General features: G+C 35.9%; 18 protein-coding genes and 1 tRNA gene. 7 read left to right on the forward strand and 12 right to left on the reverse strand.

What is annotated here, in order from left to right; genetic code table 11:
• Positions 1–61: 61 nt before the first annotated feature.
• The 8 genes from BN863_RS09400 to BN863_RS09435 all read right to left on the reverse strand — a co-directional run bounded on the left by BN863_RS09400 (position 62) and on the right by BN863_RS09435 (position 9,302).
• On the reverse strand, positions 62–391 hold the full coding sequence (locus tag BN863_RS09400) for a nucleotide pyrophosphohydrolase (RefSeq protein WP_038529868.1): 330 nt from the start codon (positions 389–391) through the stop codon (positions 62–64).
• A gap of 174 nt (positions 392–565) precedes the next feature.
• Complete coding sequence (locus tag BN863_RS09405; RefSeq protein WP_038529870.1) at positions 566–1,321, reverse strand: hypothetical protein; 756 nt, start codon at positions 1,319–1,321, stop codon at positions 566–568.
• 412 nt (positions 1,322–1,733) lie between these two features.
• Positions 1,734–2,717, reverse strand: a complete 984-nt coding sequence (locus BN863_RS09410) for a DNA topoisomerase IB (RefSeq protein ID WP_038529872.1) — start codon at positions 2,715–2,717, stop codon at positions 1,734–1,736.
• 140 nt (positions 2,718–2,857) lie between these two features.
• On the reverse strand, positions 2,858–3,505 hold the full coding sequence (pdeM, locus tag BN863_RS09415; protein WP_038529874.1) for a ligase-associated DNA damage response endonuclease PdeM: 648 nt from the start codon (positions 3,503–3,505) through the stop codon (positions 2,858–2,860).
• Positions 3,506–3,520: 15 nt separating this feature from the next.
• Positions 3,521–5,986, reverse strand: coding sequence for a ligase-associated DNA damage response DEXH box helicase (locus tag BN863_RS09420; RefSeq protein WP_038529876.1), 2,466 nt, complete (start codon positions 5,984–5,986; stop codon positions 3,521–3,523).
• 3 nt (positions 5,987–5,989) lie between these two features.
• Positions 5,990–7,582, reverse strand: coding sequence for an ATP-dependent DNA ligase (locus BN863_RS09425; protein ID WP_038529879.1), 1,593 nt, complete (start codon positions 7,580–7,582; stop codon positions 5,990–5,992).
• Entirely contained in the window at positions 7,579–8,604 is a 1,026-nt protein-coding gene (locus BN863_RS09430) for a ligase-associated DNA damage response exonuclease (RefSeq protein WP_038529881.1), read from the reverse strand. Before BN863_RS09430 ends, BN863_RS09425 begins: the two co-directional genes overlap by 4 nt.
• Before the next feature lie 197 nt (positions 8,605–8,801).
• On the reverse strand, positions 8,802–9,302 hold the full coding sequence (locus BN863_RS09435) for a pyridoxamine 5'-phosphate oxidase family protein (RefSeq protein ID WP_038529883.1): 501 nt from the start codon (positions 9,300–9,302) through the stop codon (positions 8,802–8,804).
• A 283-nt stretch (positions 9,303–9,585) separates the two neighbouring features.
• Here BN863_RS09435 and BN863_RS09440 point away from each other — a divergent pair.
• A tRNA-Gly gene (locus tag BN863_RS09440) sits at positions 9,586–9,658 on the forward strand.
• Positions 9,659–10,027: 369 nt separating this feature from the next.
• Here the strand turns inward: BN863_RS09440 and BN863_RS09445 are convergent.
• Entirely contained in the window at positions 10,028–12,538 is a 2,511-nt protein-coding gene (locus BN863_RS09445) for a leucine-rich repeat domain-containing protein (protein ID WP_038529884.1), read from the reverse strand.
• 220 nt (positions 12,539–12,758) lie between these two features.
• Here BN863_RS09445 and BN863_RS09450 point away from each other — a divergent pair, with 220 nt between their 5' ends.
• The 6 genes from BN863_RS09450 (at position 12,759) to BN863_RS09475 (ending at position 20,769) form a co-directional block, all read left to right on the forward strand.
• Positions 12,759–17,759: a DUF4132 domain-containing protein gene (locus BN863_RS09450; protein WP_038529886.1), complete on the forward strand. Its 5,001-nt coding sequence runs from the start codon at positions 12,759–12,761 to the stop codon at positions 17,757–17,759.
• A gap of 117 nt (positions 17,760–17,876) precedes the next feature.
• Complete coding sequence (locus tag BN863_RS09455) at positions 17,877–18,290, forward strand: hypothetical protein (RefSeq protein WP_084817509.1); 414 nt, start codon at positions 17,877–17,879, stop codon at positions 18,288–18,290.
• Between the two features lie 7 nt (positions 18,291–18,297).
• Positions 18,298–18,495 (forward strand): hypothetical protein, encoded by a 198-nt coding sequence (locus BN863_RS09460; protein ID WP_038529888.1) that lies wholly within the window; start codon positions 18,298–18,300, stop codon positions 18,493–18,495.
• A gap of 145 nt (positions 18,496–18,640) precedes the next feature.
• Positions 18,641–19,372, forward strand: coding sequence for an SIMPL domain-containing protein (locus BN863_RS09465; protein ID WP_038529891.1), 732 nt, complete (start codon positions 18,641–18,643; stop codon positions 19,370–19,372).
• A 198-nt stretch (positions 19,373–19,570) separates the two neighbouring features.
• Positions 19,571–19,945 (forward strand): hypothetical protein, encoded by a 375-nt coding sequence (locus tag BN863_RS09470; RefSeq protein WP_038529893.1) that lies wholly within the window; start codon positions 19,571–19,573, stop codon positions 19,943–19,945.
• A gap of 53 nt (positions 19,946–19,998) precedes the next feature.
• Positions 19,999–20,769: a hypothetical protein gene (locus BN863_RS09475; RefSeq protein WP_038529896.1), complete on the forward strand. Its 771-nt coding sequence runs from the start codon at positions 19,999–20,001 to the stop codon at positions 20,767–20,769.
• Positions 20,770–20,850: 81 nt separating this feature from the next.
• On the opposite strand, the gene BN863_RS09480 is transcribed toward BN863_RS09475, so the two are convergent.
• From BN863_RS09480 to BN863_RS09490, 3 genes are read right to left on the reverse strand one after another with little or no spacing between them, the layout of a single operon-like run.
• Entirely contained in the window at positions 20,851–21,282 is a 432-nt protein-coding gene (locus tag BN863_RS09480; RefSeq protein WP_038529898.1) for a hypothetical protein, read from the reverse strand.
• A 20-nt stretch (positions 21,283–21,302) separates the two neighbouring features.
• Entirely contained in the window at positions 21,303–21,812 is a 510-nt protein-coding gene (locus BN863_RS09485; protein ID WP_038529900.1) for an endonuclease V, read from the reverse strand.
• Positions 21,813–21,844: 32 nt separating this feature from the next.
• On the reverse strand, positions 21,845–22,603 hold the full coding sequence (locus tag BN863_RS09490; RefSeq protein WP_038529902.1) for a DUF2314 domain-containing protein: 759 nt from the start codon (positions 22,601–22,603) through the stop codon (positions 21,845–21,847).
• Positions 22,604–22,627: the final 24 nt, after the last annotated feature.

The raw sequence follows: 22,627 nt of genomic DNA on the forward strand, positions 1-22,627 counted from the left end.
AGGGCGTTTTTGTTAAAACTATAACGTTCAGAAACTTCTATGGATAGATCAAAGTTAGAAATCATAGTTTATTATACTTTTTAGCACTACCTTTTGCTTTATCAATAGGGTATTTCTTCCCATTACTTTCTATTTTTTCTAATACAATTTCTTCTACATCAAAGTCATATTTGTTGGCAAGTAAAAAAGCATAAGCAAGAACATCTGCCAATTCTTCTTTAACAGATTCTCTATTTGCCTCTTGTGGTTTTTTCCATAAGAATTCTTCGAGTAATTCACCTGCTTCAATATTTATTGCTAAAGCTAAATCTTTAGGATTATGAAATTGTTCCCAATCTCGTTCATCTCTGAATTCAATTAATTTAGCTGTTATTTTCTTTATGTCACTCATAGTTTTTTACTCTGAATTTCAATAATTTTAGATTTAAATTACTCCTTTTGTCTAAACTTGATATTTTGAATATTGATAAAATAAAGGAACATGACCAATACAATCACTAAATATATCACTTTCTATTAAAACAAGATTACGGTTAACCGTATGTAAATAATATTTCAGGATAAATTAATTAACATCAACCCCAACAACCCCAAACCCAACCGCTTCAGAACGATTTAATTCATACAATACCCCAGCAACCTCTTGGTAATACCGCACGCCACAAACCGCCAACAGCGTTCCGGTACCACTCGGAATGGTATTAGGCGTCATGCTAATAAGGGTATCACTAAAGGTTTTAGAAATAAGTACAACATCAGCCAGGTGTAAATGATAGTTAAGCGCTTCAAAATCGAAATCCAACACCCCAAATTGCACGACCACATGTGTCGCTCCCGAAATAAAAGGAATTTGAGACACATCAACATCGGATATCGAAAGCGTATAGGTTCCCCAATCCATAGAAAACGGAAAAGGTAATACGGTTTGTAGTCTGCAATCTGGCGTGTATTCAAAATCGCATAATTCGCGTACGCCAATGGCGGTGTCTACTCCAATCCCAACACGACGTGCTCCACGAGCACTTGTGGTATCTAGCGTTTTTAAACGGGTAAACAACGTCATTAACCTACTGTGGAAGTGCGAGAAGGTGTACCCCGCATAAAACGGGTGCAACGCCTGCCTGAATATTTTATTCACTCGGGAACAGTGCCCAAACTCACTCCCATTTTCCCGCACCCGTTGCATACTGGCTTTTGTTTTAATCGCTTTACCATTAAATCCGCCTCCAGCAACACGTACGATGGGCTTCCCTTTTAAATAATAAAAATTAAACCCGCCAAGCGTACCAACTATGGGAATAATACCTTTTTGCTTTGCCATAATCACCGTGTTTAAAAGTCCGCACCATGTTACATTGCATACAAAAGCAAACCTATAGCATCGGAATAGCTACTTAGGGGTTATAGCGTGCTTATACCGTATATATAACATGCTTATAGTATGGACCATATACACATAAAGGTACATATTAATGAATTATGTTTGGTATAAGCAGTTACAAAAAACACCACAGTAACTTCATATCATACATTTTATCGTTAATATCTTCAAATCAGGAATATGCTTATACAACTCTGTCCAAACAGTTTTGGCAGTACGCCCCCTAAATTTAGATTCGGTGAGATGTATAGAACTGGTTTATAAAGTTGCAGTGTATAGCATATTCACCGTGCTTTTTTAATGATGAATAAATCATCCGAAAGTTAAACGGACTTACCAGTTAAACGTTTCTCTATTTTAATTTTTTATTTAACAGACACAACACACCAAGTTCTTCTCGAGATAAATTTTCATTTAATTTAAGTAATCGAGAGATTTCTTTTTGGAAATAATTAATGGTTTTACCATCTATATATTCATCAATAACACGCGGATCGATATACGAACTACGCGCTACTGAAGGCGTATTTCCTAACCGCTCACTCACCTTAATCACAGCTTCTCGAATATTCTTATCCAATTCCTTTTGGTCTTGTTTTTCGGAGTATCCTATTTCATCCAATGCTATGGCAGCGATAACAGTTCCTGCCCACGTTCTAAAATCTTTGGCCGAGAATTCTTCTCCCATAACCTCTCGGATATACCCATTTAGATGTTCACTTTTTACATCTTGCTTGACACCGTCTTCATCTATAAATTTAAAAATTTCATAGCCTGGTAAATCGTCTATCTCCTGAACTATTTTAGCTAATTTTTTATCGACGATATGGCGTTCTTGCTCTTTTCCAGATTTACCAACGTAACTGAATATTAGTTCATCGCCTTCAATTTGTAAATGTTTACTCCGCATCGTTGTTAAACCGTAACTATGGTTTTCTTTAGAATACCGATCGCTTCCTGGTCTAAAATAAGCAGCCTCTAACAACCTGACCATACATGCCAATACTTTTTCTTTTGCAAGCTTACGTTTACGCAAATGCTGACCGGTAACTCGTCGCATACGCTCCAGTTTATCTGCAAATTTTAGTATGCGATCAAACTTTTCCTGATTTTGTTTTTCTCTAAATTTAGGATTATAAATGTACTGTTTACGGTCTTTATCGTCCCGTCCGGTGACTAAAATTTTGGCGTTTTTCTTCGGATTAATTTCAACTTCTGTCCACGCAGGAGGAATAACCAAGGATTTAAACCATGACTTTAATTCTTTATCTTTTACCGTTATATTATCAGCATCGACATAACGAAAGCCTTTGCCATGTTTTTTTCTGTAGTACATGATATGATTTCAATTAACTCATATAAAATAAGCTGATTTTATCTACATGCATTAGCTCTAAAGACAGTAAATTTAATGCATTAAAAAAAGTGAAGCTTTTACGCTATATTTTAGGTCTGATGTAAATGATGCCAATCACATTAAGAATTAAGAGCAATCTCTAAAACCTCATCTTCGGTGTTCACAAAAATGCGTTCACCAGATTTGGGTTTAATGATGTAATTCCCCGTAAACACACCAAACGCTGGAAATATCATCTGGTTGTCTTTCCAATAGAAACAACTTAGTTTTAAATGTTGTCTTCCTAAACCTAATAATTGCACGCCTGGATGAATGTGTCCTGAAAAATTATAAAACCCTTCGCGCGTTTCCGGATGATGCGTTAACAAGAAACCGTCGTGTTCCCACTCTTGCAACACCTCTACACCCAATTGTGTATAGCGTTTTTCATCAATTATGTCATGATTCCCAGAAATTAAAACCACTTTACAATTTAAAGTCTCTATCCACGCCTTAAATAATAACCATTCGTTGTTCATATAACTGTGAAATAAATCGCCTAAAAAGCAGATTGTATCACTTTCGAAATTAGAAATCACCGATTTTAACTGATTAAAATTATGATGTAAAGATGCCTGCGGAATCGCGCTACCATGTTTTCTAAAATGCGTAATTTTCCCCAAATGAACATCTGCAATTAACAACATGCGTTTAGCTTCCCAGTAGGCTACGCCTGAAGGATGCAGAATGAAGTTTTGATGATTACAGTGTACCTGAAGTGTTTTCATTGTGTTTAAATATAATTAGGATTTTTCCAATTGAATGGTCATCCGTCTAATGCGATCTGCTAATTTCTCCGAAGATAATTTAGCGCGTAATCGGTCTGTAATAATAGGAAACGAAAATGGTGTGGGTTTGGCACACGATTTCCAAATGATATTCTGCGTATTAATACGCATTAAGGCTAATTGTAGTCGTCCTTCTTCCAATTGATGCTCGAAGGTTTCTGTAAATGCTTGCTGAAATAATAAATTATCGGGTTCGTAATCTTCGAATACCCCAAATAAGAGTTGCGAACTGGCTTGCAAGTGTTTGCTCTTAACCATTTTGCTTGGAAACCCTGTAAAGACTAATCCCGAAATTACGGCTATATCTCTAAACTTTCGCTTTGCCATTTCGGAAGCATTGATGCTTTTTTCTAAATCACTTCTTAAATACTCTGACGAGAATAAATTATTATCTAAAATAGCCTGAATATCTATGGGTTGATCGGATAATAACTCGAAACCATAATCGTTAAATGCAATAGTAAACGAAATGGGATGTAACAAACTTAAACGATACGCCAATAAGCTCCCCATTGCTTCATGTACAAAATAACCTTCAAACGGATAGAAAACGGCATGATAGCCTTCTCGAGTTTTAAAGGTTTCAATTAAAAATTCATCGGCATTTGGGACCAAACTTTCTTTATTCTGTCGAATTAAAATCGGCTCTAAAGCTTTTAATTCTTTAGATTTATCTGTGTCATTAGAATTTAGAAGATAGAGTTCTTCACGAATCAAATGACTCATTTCTGAAGAAAAACTCATGCGTCCTCCCATCCAATTGGGAATTTTAGCATTTTTCTGCTTAGATTTTTTCACCAACACCTGCATATTTCTAATTCTGAACAACTCCAGTTGCCGTCCAGCAAATGTAAATACATCGCCAGGTCTTAATTTTGAAATAAAACTTTCCTCAATAGAACCAATATAACCGCCTTTTAAAAACTTTACATTTAAAACAGAATCACTAACAATAGTACCTATTTGCAAACGGTGTCGCATAGCTACTGCCCTACTTTTTACTTTAAACTTCCCATCAGTTTCTATGTCTACACGTTTATATTCGTCGTACGCTTGTAAACTTTGTCCGCCAAGTGTTATAAAATTTAGAATCCATTGAAACTGTTCTGCTGTTAATGTCTGAAAACAAAATGTACTTTTAACTTCCGGATAAATAGTCTCTGGATAAAATCCGTCGGACACTGCCAAAGTCACAAGATACTGTACAAGCACATCAAAACTATTCAGATACGGTACGCGGTCTTCTACAACCGTATTAGAAACGGCTTTTATTAGAGCCGAAACTTCTATTAATTCTAAGGCGTGGGTTGGTAAAAAATAAATGACACTGGTTTTCCCTGGCTGATGTCCGCTTCGTCCCGCACGTTGCATAAATCGAGACACACCTTTCGGTCCTCCAACTTGAATAATAGTATCCACCGGAGCAAAATCTACCCCTAAGTCTAAACTTGAAGTACAAACCACAATTTTAAGACTCCCTTCTCTTAGCGCTTGTTCTACCCACAGCCGTGTCTCCCGACTCATACTTCCGTGATGCATGGCTATATCGCCTGCAAATTCGGGATGCTTTTCTAAAATATTTTGAAACCAAATTTCACACTGCAATCGCGTGTTTGTAAAAATTAATGTCGATTGACTTTCTTCTAGTATAGGAATAATATCTTCTAATAGATGTAATCCCAAATGCCCACGCCATGGGAATTTCTCAATCTTTTTAGGGATGATAGAAAAGACATTTATTTTCTTTTTAATATTGGCTTTTATTAAAACGGAGTTCGCTACACGTTCTTTATCTACACCTAATAACACCTCTCGCGCCTGTTCCAGGTTTCCTATGGTTGCAGACACACCCCAAGTGCGTAGGCTAGGCGAAATGGCATTTAACCGGGATAAAGCCAATGTCATTTGCACGCCACGTTTATTAGCAACGAGTTCATGCCACTCGTCTACCACCACACCAATTACGTTTTTAAATATTTTATCGTAGCCCTTGGTGGCTAGTAATAATTGCAAACTTTCTGGCGTGGTAATTAATAAGCTCGGCATGTTTCGTTTCTGCGCGGCACGTTCTTTAGTCGAGGTATCTCCAGACCGAATGCCAACAGTTAAAGGCACATCTAAATCTTTAACAAAGCGTTCGGCGGCCTGTTTAATTTCTACCGATAATGCTCTTAACGGCGTAACCCAAATGGCTAAAAGTCCTTTTTGCGGTTTAGACTTATAATTTGGATGTCTTTTCATATATTCTAAAACGATAGGAACCCATAATGCATAGGTTTTTCCGCTTCCTGTAGGCGCGTTTAGAAGTCCGTTTTTTCCTTGTAAAAAGGCTGTCCAAGTTTGTTTTTGAAATGGAAACGGTTCCCAATTTTGTTGCTTAAACCAATCGTGTGCTATAAGCTCTAACTCCTTTCTGTTCATATATCAACTAAGCATTAACGATTCTAAATCTTCTAATTTATTCGCGTCTTCAATCTTTTTATCTTGTCTCCACCTTAAAATTCTTGGAAATCGCGTCGCATAACCACTTTTATGCCGGCTTGATGGGGCAATGCCTTCAAAAGCAATTTCGAAAACCAATTCTGGTGTTACACTCCGCACCGGTCCGAAACGTTCTACAGTGTTTCGTTTAATCCAATTATCTACTTTTCTAAACTCGGCATCGGTTAATCCAGAATAGGCTTTTGCAAAGGTGACGAGTTTATCATCGTTATCCCATAAGCCAAACGTATAGTCGGTAAACAAGTTACTTCGTCTTCCATGTCCCCGCATGGCGTACGTTAAAACGGCATCTATAGTTAATGGATCTGTTTTCCACTTCCACCAATCTCCTTTTTTTCGTCCTACTAAATATTTAGAATCCTTTCGTTTAATCATGAGTCCTTCGCTTCGCATTTCTCTGGCACGATTACGCTCTTCAGCAACCGCTTCCCACGAATCGCAATCTACCGTTTCTGAAAGCTGAAGTGGTAAATTCTCTATATTTAAATGCTGTATTAAGTTTTCAAGGATAAAGCGTCTCTCCGAAAATGGCAGTTGTCTGAGGTCTCTACCTTCCCATTCTAGTATATCGTAAACTTTTAAGACAACGGGCGTTTTTTCTAGAAGCGCTTTACTCACGGTTTTTCGTCCTATACGCGTTTGTAAATCTTGAAAGGTACCGATGTCGTTATTCGGAAAAGGTAAGATCTCACCATCTAATACAGTACCGTTTGGGAGTTCATCTTTAAACACATGAAACTCGGGGTATTTATCTGTGACTAATTCCTCACCACGACTCCATACAAACAATTCATTATCTCGGATAATGGTTTGCGATCTGATACCATCCCATTTATGTTCGAAACTCCAATCTTCTATGTTACCGAGGTCTGAAACCGGCCCTTCTAAACCATAAGCCAAGTAAAACGGATACGGTTTTGAAATAAAATCTGAAGCCTTTTCTTGTAACACCAAATCTTCAAAAGATATGGTACTCGGATCCCATTTCCCCATTAATTTATAGGCCAAAACATCTTCATCTACTCCTGTGGCCATAGACAAAGCACGTGTCATTAATTTCTGACTCACTCCTATTCTAAATCCGCCTGTAATTAATTTGGTAAACACAAAACGTTCGTAATAATTGAGAGTGTTCCAATTTTTCGTGACATACTGTTTCTTAATCGCATCATCCTCTTTTTTAAGCGTGATCATTTCATTTAAGAATTGCGTTAAGGACTTATCACTAGTGTTTTTATTTGGGGGTAAAATAAGCGCTATCGTTTCTGCCAAATCTCCAACAATATGATAAGATTCTTCAAATAACCACAGCGGTATATTGGCTAATTCTGAAGCCCAAGTTCTAAGTAGTGTTGTATTTATTGGTCTTGGCGGTCTTCTATGAGATAGAATGGCAATGGTCCACACCCGATCTTCATCACCCGCTTGTTTAAAATATTCTGAAAGCGCATTGACTTTTAAAGTCGTTTTAGTGGTGCTGTCTAAGGTTCGTACTAATTCTGCAAAGTGTCTCATGCCTCTACCTCTTTTTCACGTTTGGTATCCAGCTCATTTAATTCTCCCTCAAACTGTGTGTTTTCGGTACGAGCATCTAAGCCCAGGCTTCGTAGATATTTTGAAAACACATCGGTGTATCCGTGCGTACAAATCACCTTTTCTGCTCCTGTAGCTTCCACTGCTGTTAAGAGTTCCTGCCAATCGCAATGATCGGACATTACAAAACCTCGATCTACTGCTCGTCGTCTTCTAGCGCCTCTAAAGGCCATCCAACCACTGGCAGATGCCGTAACATAAGGCACCATTTTTCTGATCCACGTCGAACCATGAGCACTTGGTGGTGCCAGTACGATGTTGCCTAATAATTCTTTCTTCGTGGTCTCTCGGGTTATGCGTGTAGTTTCAGGAAAATCCATCATGGGACGAATAACCTCTGTCATATTTTCTATAGCTCCATGGGTGTAAATTTTACCGATATTCGGATCTAAATGTTTTAATAAACGCTGAGCTTTCCCTAGGGAATAGCCAAACAATATAGAGGTTTGGTTCGCCTCCTTGTTGGTTGCCCACCATGTATTAATGTCGTTAAAAACTTCGGCTTGTGGTGTCCATCTAAAGGCAGGTAATCCAAATGTACATTCGGTTATAAAGGCATGACATTTTACGGGTTCGAAAGGCACAGCAACGCCATCGTCTTCCAATTTATAATCGCCAGAAAACACCCAAACTTCTCCACGATATTCCACACGTATTTGTGAACTTCCGATAATATGACCCGCAGGATGCAATGAAAATTTCACGTTATTAATAACAAAAGATTCATTGTAATTCACGCCACTTACCTGAATATCGCCCAACCGGTGCTTAATTATTGGAACATTAGTATGGTGCGTAATATATTTTTTATGACCATAACGACTATGATCGGCGTGACCGTGAGAAATAATTGCACAATCTACCGGTTTCCAAGGATCTAAGTACACATTGGCAACCTCACAGTAAATACCGTTGTCATTAAATACTAATAAAGGTGTCTTCATGTGGCTCTTTTTATTAAAGATATAACTATCTAACCAAACACATTTAGAGCAAAATCTATAGCGTTAATCTTTACTTTATTTGAGCACATTAAGACTATGATATATCCTTGATATCCGATATATTTTTGGAAGTCTATTGGAATCCATATTTCTGAGCAAGACAATAAAAAATCGGGTCGAAACCCGATTTAAATATATTATAATTTTAACTTACCATAATCCATGGTATCCGGTTTATCTCCTGTTACGGCACTCACTCCCAGTTTTACTAAAGAGACCAACTTATTATGTTTTGGATCCCAGTAATATGCCTCTGTAGGAGTAATCCCTATAGCGGTGATATTGGGGTCGTCTTTACCCTCAAACCACATACTGTCTGCCTTAGAGTATAAATCATTAATAATAGTTTTATCAGTTACAATTCTAGCTGTTCCATAAACATTTAAAAATTGCATATCACTTTTGTCGGCATATACTAAATGTACATTTGAGTCTTTAATAATGTTCTGATTATGGGTACTATTTTTATTACTTAAGAACCAGATGATTCCGTTTTCATCTACTTTTTTAGTACTCATGGGAATCATGTGTAAAGGCAGTGCTTTTAAATTAGTCACCATCATGGTAAAGTCGATTTCTTCGGCCATGGCTTTAATTTTTAATTTTGCTTCGTCTCTATATAAATTTTCATTGCTCATACTGTTATCTTTTTAAGAATTAATAAACTGATAACAAGTTTACTCAACAAAAATATTTTGAGCTGATCCAATGCGATGAAATATTAACTCAGAAAAGCACTTTTGAAACTAATAAAAACATTTAAAATTATAAATTGGCATTATTGTAAATTTCATAATTACCTATCATTAAGCCTTTTAATTTTACGCTGTAAAAAAAGTCAAAAATACTTTAAAAATTGAAGCTTTATTATTTGGAAAATAGAGTGAAATACATGTAAATTTGCCACCGCTTACCCATACTGCGAGAGTAGCTCAGTTGGTAGAGCGTCAGCCTTCCAAGCTGAATGTCGCCGGTTCGAACCCGGTCTCTCGCTCAAAGCGCTTCATAGAAATATGAAGCTCTTTTTTTTTGTGATATGGTGGTGTGTAATTAATCAAAAAAAACGGTTTCTTTTTAACGTTCTCGACTCCGCTCGAACACCATAGAGAAGCATGTGATTTTACTATTTTCTAGACCTCTAGAAAAGTCGCTGAAAATTAAACTTTTGAGAGTTTATACAGTATTGGAGTAAACGCGAGTATTATCAAGGGGTATTCGAATGGCGTCGAGAATCCCAATGATATTCTATAAGGAACACTTTTTAGACATCGCTTTAAAACACGTCTGTACAAATTCAATACGTTTCTGTTTTACAACAATCAAACTACTTATCAATTCACAAACAACTTTTGCGCGTCCTTATTTACATTCTAAAAGGCGCTTCGCTATCTTTCTCATCAAAATTTCGTTGAGATACTAATTTATTTTCCAATGGCTCATAGAGTTCAGATTTCATATTGCTACCATTAAATTTAGACGTCCAGTAGACTAATTTTTCTAAATTGAGATTTCTAAAGTCTTCAGATACTTTTTCTGAAAATTCACAACCACTAATACTTAATACTTCAAGCTGTGTTAAACGGGTTAATGCTACAGGTAAAATGGTCTGTTTAAAATTGTTTATTCCTAAAACACGTAGACTTTTCATATTTGCAATCCAAGTTGGTATTTTTTCTTCTCTGTTATGTGCCCTGATGAAAAGTGTTTCTAAATTTAACTCAGAAATCGATTCAGGATAGGTACTGCCATTTTCATTTAAGCCTTCTAACCAAAGGTGTTTTAAAGAACTCCAACGGGATATTGTTTCAATACTTTCATCATTAATATGATCACAATATATCAGTTTTACTGCTTCAATAGTTTTAACGCTCAGGTTATCTATCGTTTTAAGGTCTACACTCTGCATTCTTAATTTTTTAAGCTGAGGCAAAGTTACAGTAGGAAAAGCATCAAAACCTGTGGCTTCAAATATTCCTAAAAATTCAAGGTTTGGAGTTTGGGCTAATAAACGCTCTAAAGCTTCGGTACTTCCGTTATAACCTTCAATTCTTAGTACTTTTAGGTTCGGGTGTTTAAAGGCCGTTAATACATTATTTTGTTCAGGATTTTCTTTTTTAAATGTGATGGTAAGCTCCTTTAAATTTACGAAGTTTTTAAGTAAGCTATCTAACTGAATCGTATCACTAGTGAATTCGTACGATTCAATTTTTTCTGGATGTCTAAAGGTTTCAAAATTTAAAACATTATCTACATCGTCATTCCGATGTCCAAGATTGAATTTAGTCGCGCTAGTTACCGTATGAAATTGTTGTAAATTAAGTATTGGTGTGGATTTTATTTCAATATTAAACACATCAAACGGTACTGTTCCTGCCTCTATTCCTTTTATTTCAGAAATAGTTAAATTGGTAATCTGCTTTGGCAAGCAATCGGTATTTACAACTAAGGCACTCGCATTTTTAATCGTCAGGTTTTCTAACTGTACAATTTTTGAAAACACATTAGGTAAAGTTCTAACAGGGAATTCTGTATCCTTAGTATGCCACTCTTGAAATCTGTATAGCTCTACATTTTTAAGTTTTGTACATTGCTCAATCCCTTCTAGAAGCCAATCCAGATTGTGAACAAGTTTATAATTGAGTGTGGTTATATTTTTAAATACTGCTAAGCTCGTTTTATGTGGCGTTTCTGGTGCTTCACAATTAACAGTTATCGTTTTTAAATTAGGAAAAAATGATGCATTCTCTAGAACAAAGTTAAGTAGTTTTGGCGTGTCTAATACGATGGATTCTCGCTGACTTACTTCAGTCATTGGGGCAATATTAATTTCACTATTGCCAATTTTAGTGACTAATTTAGGTCTCGACGCATCTCCAAAAAATAAGGTAGCCGATATGCTATCTATCTTAGGTGCTATAAGCTCAAAATGTTCTAATTTAGGTAAATCTTCAAATCCATTTGATAGGCGCGTTATACTTTTGGATAACATCATAAACCGTTCTAATTGCTTTAAATGACTAACATCTTTAGGTAATGCAATTAACTCATCCAAGCTAAAAAATTCTATACGTTTTAAGGATGCAGGAAACACGACTTGAGACAGATCTTGCACGCCAACATAACGCAGTTTCAATACTTTTAATTTCGTAAGTTTTGTAAGCCAATTAAAGTCTGTTAGATTCAGATTGTCAGCAGAGTTTCTAGACCAGTAAGCACCTTCGATATGTACTTTTTTTAAGGCCGTTAACTGAGACATTGTATTTGGAAACCTTTTTAAACAAGGCACAACAAGTTTTAGTTTTTTTAGATTTGGTAAACTACCAATATCTTCTGGTAATTGCTCAAACTCACCTTCAAGGTCTAATGATTTTAAAGCTGTTAGTTTTGGTATTTCTTTAAGGATACTATCATACGTATTGCCTTCTCCTTTTAAATGAATTTTCAGACTTTCAATCCCATTAAAACGTCCTAAAACATCTGGGTGTTCCAACAACTGCACCAAAAATTCTTTCGAGAAACTGTATAACCCCAGTTCTGGCGCTCTACTAATAAGAGTATAGAGTTTAAACAAGTCCAAGTCTTCTGAAAGCAATCCATATTCTAAAATGGAAATCAGTCTAGCGTTTACAGATTTTATTCCCCCTTTTTGAGTAAGTTTTTTTCGACTTTTAAAAGCGCGTTGTAAAGCATCTGGTGCCTGCTTTTTTATGATAGTATTACACACGGTTCTAATGTGTTTGTCTGCTGTTGATTTTGCAATGACAAAAATTTCATAATAAAAAGCTTCAGGATAATTTTCACACCCTTTTATAGCTTCAAAAGAGGCTTCAAGTTCAAAAAAATTAAATATTGGGGTTTCTATAGATTCAGACATGATACTTATTACGTTAATGGTTATACAAACCTATTATAAAATCGTAAGCGTCTTGTCACTGTATTCTGTGATATTTAAAACGTAAAAAAAAACTTATAAAAATCACTAAATACCGTGAGTTTATACAAACAGATTTCTTTTAACTTGCCTACAGTAATTTGGTTTGTTTAGAAAAAGACAAGTCATTGTTAATGAACATAGTTAAAAACATTTAAGAGATATGATCCCTATAGAAGATGCTAGAAAATACTTGGAGCAATATAAAAAATCAGCAGTAGACCGATTTGAATTCCGTGCGTATTCTGAGCCTTATCGTGTTTTAGCAAAAGTACTTGCAGGTATAGAAAAAGATAAACGCGTCTATTATAATCAGTATGATTTTATTGAGGCCTTCGAAGATCCTTTTAATATAAATCCTTGGACCACACCAGAAGGTATGCGTTTAGGAATGCAGTTATACGGCATTATTCAAGCACCATACTTAGCAGCAATGTGGGATTTTATAAATACATTACCCTATCAAGATTCTTATAACAGACAAGCCTTTAGATCGCGAGACGGAGAAGATGTTATACACAAAAAAATAGCAACTTTTAGAGCATTCCTAAATTCCAGCAGAATGGGATTTGGTGGATTAACGCTACATGAACATTTTCAATACAGCACCTACTTTCCTCACGGAAACAGCTTATTTTTAGCCACTTTACTTCATAATGGAAATGGTATGTTTGATGAACTTTTGGACGATATTATTCAAAATGAAGACGAAATTGGTGGTATAAGCGCTGATATTATAAAAGCCTTGTTACTGTCTGAAGACGAAAAACATTGGGAAATGGTGAGTAAATTACTACTCGCCGCCCAACGCCAAGAAGGTTTAAGACAAACCATTTTAGAGTCTTTAGACGAGTCGGGTCTTAGTGCCCTAAAATATATGATAAACGTGCTTTTAGAAAACAATCTGACCCGTTTTTCTAGTGTCACCAGAGCCGTGAGTACGTGGTTTGGCTTAAATTGGGAAACACCTAAAAAATCGGTGATTAACCGCGTGCTAGAATTGGCACAATCTTTAATTCTTAATTTAAAAGAAGTAGACACCTACTTAAAGAGTAAAGATAATTTAGAAGTGTTAGTTGGTTTGTGGTCCATTGGTATTTTAGATGTAGATACAGCTAACAGAAAAGCCCTCGATATTGTTTTTGAATCGGAAGATAGACACAAAAAGATTCTTGCATTATATTTCATTAGTCAAACCGACAAAACAAATGATCTTTTAGTCGAATATTTCAAAAAAGAGGTCGGTAAAGATTATGCATTAGACCATTGGATGGCGGTAAACTTACCACCAAGAACTTTAGACAATGAAACGTTTAATCGCTTATTTGCTGTAGCAAAATCGGCCGATGAAAAGGGAAAAACCTTCGAGAGTAAGATATTCTCTTGGTGGAGTTTCACACCCTCGTCTTACTACTTTTACCAGTTTTTAATTAATGGTGCTACAGAAGAACAATTAGAGCTAATGGCAGACAATTTAGAGACTTTGCCAACCGAATTTAGGGAGAATTATATACGTAAAGTCTTCCCAAAAGATTACAGTTATTCGCTTTATAATTATCAGCAAAATGCCAAAAAAAAAGAACGTTTAAATTACGACCAATATTCTTGGAAACGCGCTTTAGCCAGAAAAGCCATTTACAACCGGAATGAACTGGTTATGGCAACGGGATTGAATTTGTTTAATAAAATGCATCTTTATGAAGCCGATTTAGACATTGCAGAAGATTTACTAAGACGAAAACATAAAGATTTACGTACCTCATTAATTCAGTTATTGGTCGAATTACCGGTAGACCAACTCCGAACGCGTACCACAAATTTAGTGACTGCCAAAAATATAGACCAACGTTTAGCAGGACTGGAAGTGTTAACCCTGTTACACGATGCCAACAGACAACCTGATTTTATAGAAGCGCATATTCGTGACTATAATAAGCGTCCTAAAATCACTAAAAACGAGCAAGTTTATTTAGATAAATTTTCGGACACTGCAGAAGAATTCAACTATAGTAACGGTTTTGGAGCTATAGATTACGATAATTTAACACCGCTATACATCCCAAAAACACGTTTTGAAACGAAGACGAATTTCTTTGATAAATTAGGCATTTCCATGTCTGAATCTTCAAAATTCAAGTTCAAGGATTTTATTGATACCAAGAAAATCATCTCTCAGGTCAATAAATTAATTGCGCTTGTTACCGAACATAAGCAGCATGAATACCAAACAGAAGTTTATGATGGTGAAATTGCAACCACATACATAGAAAAGGGCATTCGTGATATTAAAAAATTAGGAGACGATGCTACTGCAGAAGCACTTTTACATAATATTCCGTTAGCTAACGTTTGGATTGCTTGGTATGAAAAAAGTAGTTTAAATGATTTCGAAATGTATGCGACCATTCGATACATAAATCACCACAACGCACCATTTGGGGAATATAAAGAATTGGAACCTTTTGGCAGACAATATTATCCCGATTTAAACGGATTAAACCTAGGCGAAAAGCAAGCGTATTACACCACATCCAATGACTATGTCACCATTTTAAGTCGTTTATTTAAAGTCTATTCAGAAGAAAATACAATGGCCTCTTTTAAATTAGATATTTTAGAAGATATGGTTGCCAATTTCCCTGAAAAACTCAAATTACTTCAATTTCAATCGTCTCGATATCGTTACGAAACCGTGACTTATAATTGGGCAAACATCATTTTACCACTTGCACCAAGTTTAAGTCAGAGTAATTTAAAACATATATCTAATGAAGAACTTCAACGTTACTGGGGTATTCATATGTATTTAGTCGCTCAAGATATTTCACATCCCGATGCAGAGACCGATGTAAAAGTAATTACACAACAAGCTAAAAGACCAGGAATTGTGCCATTCCCTAGTGTAGAGCTCAATTTAAAAGGTTATCAAGCAGGTTTATTAAATGATGATGACTTGCGTTTTCAGGCTTTAAATTCTCATGAATTAATGGTCATTATGGATGGTGGCTTTAACTACAGAATGAATTTTAAATCGGTTGAAAGAGATTCCATTCCAAAGCACGTGATTGCGCCATTAAAAACCAATTTATTAGAAACAGAACTAGAACGTGGAGATTTAGCGACGCCTGCAACAGCGTATATGAGTTCTATTTACCGCGTAGAAGGCATCGATTATGTGTTCCGGATTTTGGAACGTTTAGGAAAAGATAATTTTGAACGTGGTTACAGTTATTATGGAGATAGTAAAAAAACAATCTTTAGCGGTATTTTAAAGAAAACAACCTTTAAAGACACCGAAAGTTATGCCGATTTCGCCGCACGTGCAGATGCGTCTAATGTCAGTAAAAAACGACTTATAGAACTCGCCTGTTACGCCACACAATGGACGGCCTTTGTGGGTGAATATTTAGGTTTAGAAAATTTAGACGCTGCCGTATGGTGGTTTCAAGCGCACGCTTCAGATTATATGAATAGCGAAAAAGAAACCATTATTTCGCGTTATTCAAACATACCAAAAAGCGATTTTGCCATTGGAGCCATCGATATCGATTGGTTTAATAAAGTGTATCAAACCATCGGGAAATCCAATTGGAAATTACTACACGACGCCGCCAAATACATCACCGATGGAAACGGTCATCGCCAAGTCAAATTGTATTCTAGCGTCATGTTAGGTGAAGTAAAAATCACCGAAACCCTGAAGAAAATTAAAGACAAACGCGATAAGGATTATGTGCGTGCTTTAGGATTAATTCCATTAAGTAAAACCGTGCCCGAAAAAGACGTCTTAAAACGTTACAACCTCTTGCAAGATTTCTTAAAAGAGAGCAAGCAATTCGGACAACAACGTCAAGAAAGCGAAGCCATTGCTGTAGGCATTGCATTAGATAATTTATCACGAAATGCCGGCTATCAAGACCGTGTGCGTTTTAGTTGGGCTATGGAAGCGAAAGCCACTCAAGCCATTATGGAACAAGCCGTGATTAACATAGAAGAAACAGAGATTGAACTCGTGATTAACGACCTTGGCAAAGCAGATATTAAAGTTACTAAAGCAGGAAAATCATTAAAAAACATACCAGCAAAACTGCGCAAAGACAAACAAGTTATTGCCTTAAAAGAGCACAAAACGTACTTATCTAGACAATACAGCAGAACACGTGTTTCGTTAGAAAACGCTATGGTTAACGAAGATGAATTTACGGCAACAGAAATTCATAATATGATGCAACATCCAATTGTAAAGGTGATGTTGAGCAAGTTGGTAATATACGTTCCTGAAAAAGAAATTTCAGGGTTTTATAACCAAGGAACATTAACAGATACTTCAGGAAAAACGCATCCGTTAGCAGAAGATGATGTGTTACGTATTGCACACGTGTCTCATTTATATCAAGCGGTAGAATGGGATATGTACCAAAAATATGTATTTGCAGAGCGCATTACGCAACCATTTAAACAAGTGTTTAGAGAATTGTATTTAATCACTAACGACGAACGCGAGCACAGCAACCGTTCCGAACGTTATCAAGGGCATCAAATTCAGCCAAATAAAACCGTAGCACTTTTACGCGGTCGTGGTTGGACGGTGAGTATGGAAGACGGCTTACAGAAAGTGTATCATAAACGCGGATTTATAGCCACCATGTACGCCATGGCAGACTGGTATTCGCCTTCAGATGCAGAGGCACCAACTTTAGAAGTCATTCAATTTCACGCAATAGACAGCTACAAAAACATCCCGATTACAGAGATTCCGCCAGTAATTTTTAGTGAAATTATGCGCGATATCGATTTGGTGGTAAGTGTCGCTCACGTTGGTGGTGTCGATCCGGAAGCGAGTCATAGTACCATGGAAATGCGTGGTGCATTGGCCGAAGCATCTGCCCAGTTATTCAAACTTAAAAACATCACGGTTAAAGAGCGTCATATTTTTATAAAAGGGACTTTAGGCGAGTACAGCATTCATCTAGGAAGTGGTCAGGTGAGCAAAAACGGACTCGCGTTATCCATTATTCCAGTGCATAGTCAACATCGCGGACGAATGTTCTTGCCTTTCGTAGACGAGGACCCAAAATCGGCAGAAATTATTTCTAAAATGAAATTACTATCAGAAGATAATAAAATACAAGACCCAACCATTTTGGCACAAATTAATAGTTAATAATAGTATTAGGGCGTTACCTCGCTTAGGCGAGGTCGGGCTTTCTGTTGCAAGTCCTCGTGCTATCGCACTGTGGGCTTTCCACGACAATCCCTAACGCAAAAAATCCGTATATCAATGGAACTGACATTACAACTTAAAAGACTGGGTAAGAAAAAAGTAAAAGAAGTCCCTTTTACCTTAGAATCGCATCCTAAAAACCTAGAAGAATTATTAATTGGCTGTGTTAAAAATCAAGTAGAGGCGTATAATAAAAAACGAACCGAAGTAAATGTCATCGGATTTTTAAGTCCGGTCGAAATTCAAGAACAAGCCCAAAGTGGTAAAGTCCATTTTGGAGATATTACCAATACAACACTTGCCAATCACCAACAAGCTATAGACAATGTATTGTTAGCTTTTAAAGACGGTCTATTCGTCGTTTTTGTAGACGATAAAGAAATAACCGATTTAAAAACACCTTTAGTACTCAGCTCAAACAGTGTGATTGCCTTTATAAGACTTACGTTTTTAGTCGGTACCTATTGGTAAATTATTTATGAAAACCCTTCGGCACGACTTAGCAGAACACATCACAAATTATCATTCAGTTTGGTCAGCATTATTAGCCAATACCAATTATGGAAATTATGCTTCAAGCTTATGGGACGTGACCTTGAAACCGGAAGATATTATGGTAAATCACGATGATGAAACATTTACATTTCAACACGCTAATTTCACATTTGATGTGTAAGTAGGTCTGGCCTTTGGAGATGATTATAGCCTATGTTCCAAACAGGTTTCAGGACGAGGGACATTTCAACAAACGGACTCTCATACAATTCAGATTAAAACAATAACTTTAGATAAACATTAAAACAAACTATAAAAAACACATCATGAAACATTATACAAACGCCATCATTTTTGGAATTGCAATCGTTGCATCTTCAATATTCTTAGGAAAAGCCTACACCGACAGAAATAAAGTCGATGGTAAAATAGAAGTCACGGGTCTAGGTAAAACCGATTTTTCATCAGATTTAATTGTTTGGGAAGGAAGTTTTGGGTCTGTTAACATGGATTTACAGCAAGCCTACATTTCTTTAGAAGAAAAAAAATCGACTATTAATAATTACTTATCTAAAAAAGGGATTAAGCCAGAAGAATTGGTTTATAGTGCGGTTTCTACACATCAAAAATCGAAGCAATTATACACCGTTAATGGCGATTATACTGGCGAAGAATTTGTAGGTTACGAACTTACGCAGTCTATAGAAATAGAATCTAAAGACGTCGATAAAATTGAAAAAGTCTCTAGAGAAATTACAGAATTATTAAATCAAGGAGTTCAGTTTTATTCGCAAGCACCACGCTATTATTACACCAAACTAGCAGATTTAAAAATTGAAATGATTTCTAAAGCTACAGAAGACGCGAGATTACGTGCCGAAAATATTGCTAAATTTTCTGGGGGACATTTAAGTGAATTAGAATCGGCTAAAATGGGAATCTTTCAAATTACAGGTCAAAATTCAGGAGAAGATTATTCTTGGGGAGGAACCTTTAACACAGCAAATAGAGAAAAAACAGCTTCTATTACTATGAAGTTGGTTTATAAAGTTGACTAATAATTTTATAGGACCACGCTCCTATTCAACACCTACCAAAAGGTATTCGCGTATTGTGAATACCTTTTTTTTATGCTTTAAAATCATACCTACTTACATCCTTCCGTAATCCATTATGTCTAAAAATGGCTGAATACGGTGATAATTTTAATTGTTTACAAGCATAAATTCGTACTGAATAATAAAAACAATGAGATTTTGAAATATTTAGACTTCAGTATTAACGGTAGAGTGCAAAATTTAATGGTAGACATTTTTGAGGCTATTAGTACCCAAAAAGAAACCGAAATAAAAATCAGTGAGCTTTTAGATACCCGAAGCATTTTTGAACTCATTTTTGAAATTGTAAGGACCACAGACTTTTATAGTGAAGATGAAAATTTCAAATTAATTAAAGCCTTGAATATTGATACTGATGAGGCTAGTAAAGAAGACGCGTTATTCAATACTTGGATGACTATGGGCACCAACCTAAACACCTCTAAAACCCAAGAAGAATTTAATGCCAAATTCGCTTTGTTTGTGCCTATTATTTTAAAACGTATGGAAGGGATTAACCGTGTGTCGGCTTAATAGTTCATTACATGCATAGACCTTCTAACTTCCAATAGCATAAAATAAATCTAATGAACATAGAAAAATTAATTAAAACTCGGGAGCCTTACCAAGAAAGATTATTTGACAGTTTTTTAATCGAAAACATAAAGTCGTACGAGGAACTTATGGACGTTTATCAAAATTATAAACAAAATCATCCTGACAAGACTGTAATCTTAACGCTTGATGATTTAGGTCAAGCCGAATATACCAGTGGTCACGCTTGTGATTACAATTCTCTGCTAGATACAGACGGTTATGATTTATCTGGACTTGATGAAGCGTGTTATGATGAAGATAACGAGCATTTGGGGCATCTTTCTACTCCATCGGAATATTTTATTATCCGAGAAAACTTTTTAAAACAAACAAAAGACATTGATTTTAAAACGGTTTGTAAAAAAGGCATAAGCAATTCTGAAGACGATGTTATAGATTTAGAAAACATTAATGAATCTCCATTAGCCTTTTTAGACCAACAAGTTATCTTGAAAATTCTTCCTGTAGAACAACCATACGAAGGACTTACTGGATTTCCGAATGGATATTTTGACGCCGACTTCAGTCCTTTTGAAAATTATGCATTATCAAAACACCTATTTGACACCTATAATCTTGAACTTTTTGGCATAGGGGCTTCCTTTTTAGTATTTATTAGAAATGAGCCTTTAAAAGACAATGAATTAAAAGCATTGATAGCCGACTTGGCAAAATTGTACAATACCACCGAATCAGAATTTGAAAAATTAGCAGACATCATTAAAAATAAAAACCATTTATTTTTAAGATACACCGAGTAATTTCTGTCTTAAAAAAACTAAAAAGCCCAATTACAAATACATAATTGGGCTTTTTTATTATTTACGATGCGTACCTAAAATTTACTCAGAAAATTGTTTTATAATTTCAAACAAGGTTAATTTAGTTCTCTTTATACTGCCTTCATCGTGACGAAATACATGTACTTTAGTATTATCATAGCAACCAAAAAATAATAAATCACCTTCAGAATTAGCGCCAATAGCTTTACCTAAAGCTAATTTTTCTAAACTCCACTTATACCCATCTAAATCTTTAAATGTTGGGTTCATAAATTCACTTAACGTTTTAACATACGGATGTAATGCGTAAAGATGGCTAACTTCCATACCATCTATGTTGGTACGTTTCATCATCTTTTCAAAATTATACAAGGTAAATGCTTCTTCCTCAAAAATTACAGTCCTTGGTTTTTCTGCAATAAAATCTCTGTAATTTTTTCTAAATAGTGGTTTTAGTTCATCTACCGAGGATATAATTAAATTTTCATTCATAGTTGTAACTTTTTAAAGTATTAGTGCTTAGTATTTTCTTTGGTCTTTGTGTCTACAATCTGTAATAATGTTGGCATTCGGTATTTACCGTGCATACGTTCTATAGCGTTACAAACCTCATCTCTATCCGTACCAATAGCCGTGACATACAATGGTTTTTTACTTTCGCCACGAAACACTTCTTTAAATACCGCTGTTTTAGACACAAACTCAGATTTTGCAATACCTACAACCGGAATTTTATGCTCTAAAGCTTGGTACAAAAAGCCTCCTAAACCCAAGTGTTTTTCTTCTAGAATTACGTAACCATCTACAATAATTAATTCTACCTCATCTAAATTCACTTGTTTTAGTAAACTTAAAATACACGGCAATTCGCGTTTATAAAAAGCACCTGGTTCGTACGGTTCTACAACTTCAATACTATCGGTGAAAATTTGCGTTGGAGCTTCATCTTCCCAATCGTTAAAGCTTACCGCAATGGTTTTGGCTTTTCCGTCGTAATAATACGTGTCAAAAGCGAGTATCATAGAGCATTAGTTTAAGAATAAATAAATTAGAACTAACGTAACACCGGAATAATATGCAACCAATTTAAAGCGATAGCAAAGTCTAAAGCAGTCTTCCCTGTATTGGTTTTAGCCGTTTTATCTGCCCCTAATTCTAATAAAATCTCTACTGCAGTTTTGTTTCCGGCAATAGTTTCTGTGTGTAATCTGGTAACGCCATTTTCATCTTTAGCGGTTACAACATCTAAATTTGCGCTAAAATAATCTCGCGCTGGAGTTTCCATGATTTTACTCATAGGATGCTCGATTAGGTTCTCTTGTTCCTCTACTTGTAAGTGAGCTACAAGAATAGTATTGTAATCGCCAAAATCTAATCCCCAAGCCTGATCATGTTTTGCTCTTGCCTCTTCGGTCATATCAGAACGTAGCGCTTGAATGGTATAACCGCCATAGGTTTTACGGTCTATGGATAACATCCAATCGGAAATTTCTGATACTGTTCTAGTAATTGTATCGCCTTCCGCAACATTCGTTAATCTATTTGGGGAGTTGCTTAGAACGCCTGTAATATATTCGCCATCAAATTCAATTTCGCTAATCCACATATGCTCTACAATAGGTTCTTCTCGACCTTCTACCATTTGTTGAAAAGGAATTTTAACCAAGGCTAAATCGTGTACAGGAATCACGCGTTTGGCATCCCAATAGATTTCTCTCCAGAAGTAATTAAAGGTGTCTTGGGCTTTACTATAGGCGTCCTTCATTTTTATATTTTGTTCGGCGTAAATGATGTCTTTAGTGTCTTGACTCATAATATTTTTAAGGTTTTTTGATGT

This window comes from Formosa agariphila KMM 3901 (assembly GCF_000723205.1).
GTDB lineage: Bacteria > Bacteroidota > Bacteroidia > Flavobacteriales > Flavobacteriaceae > Formosa > Formosa agariphila.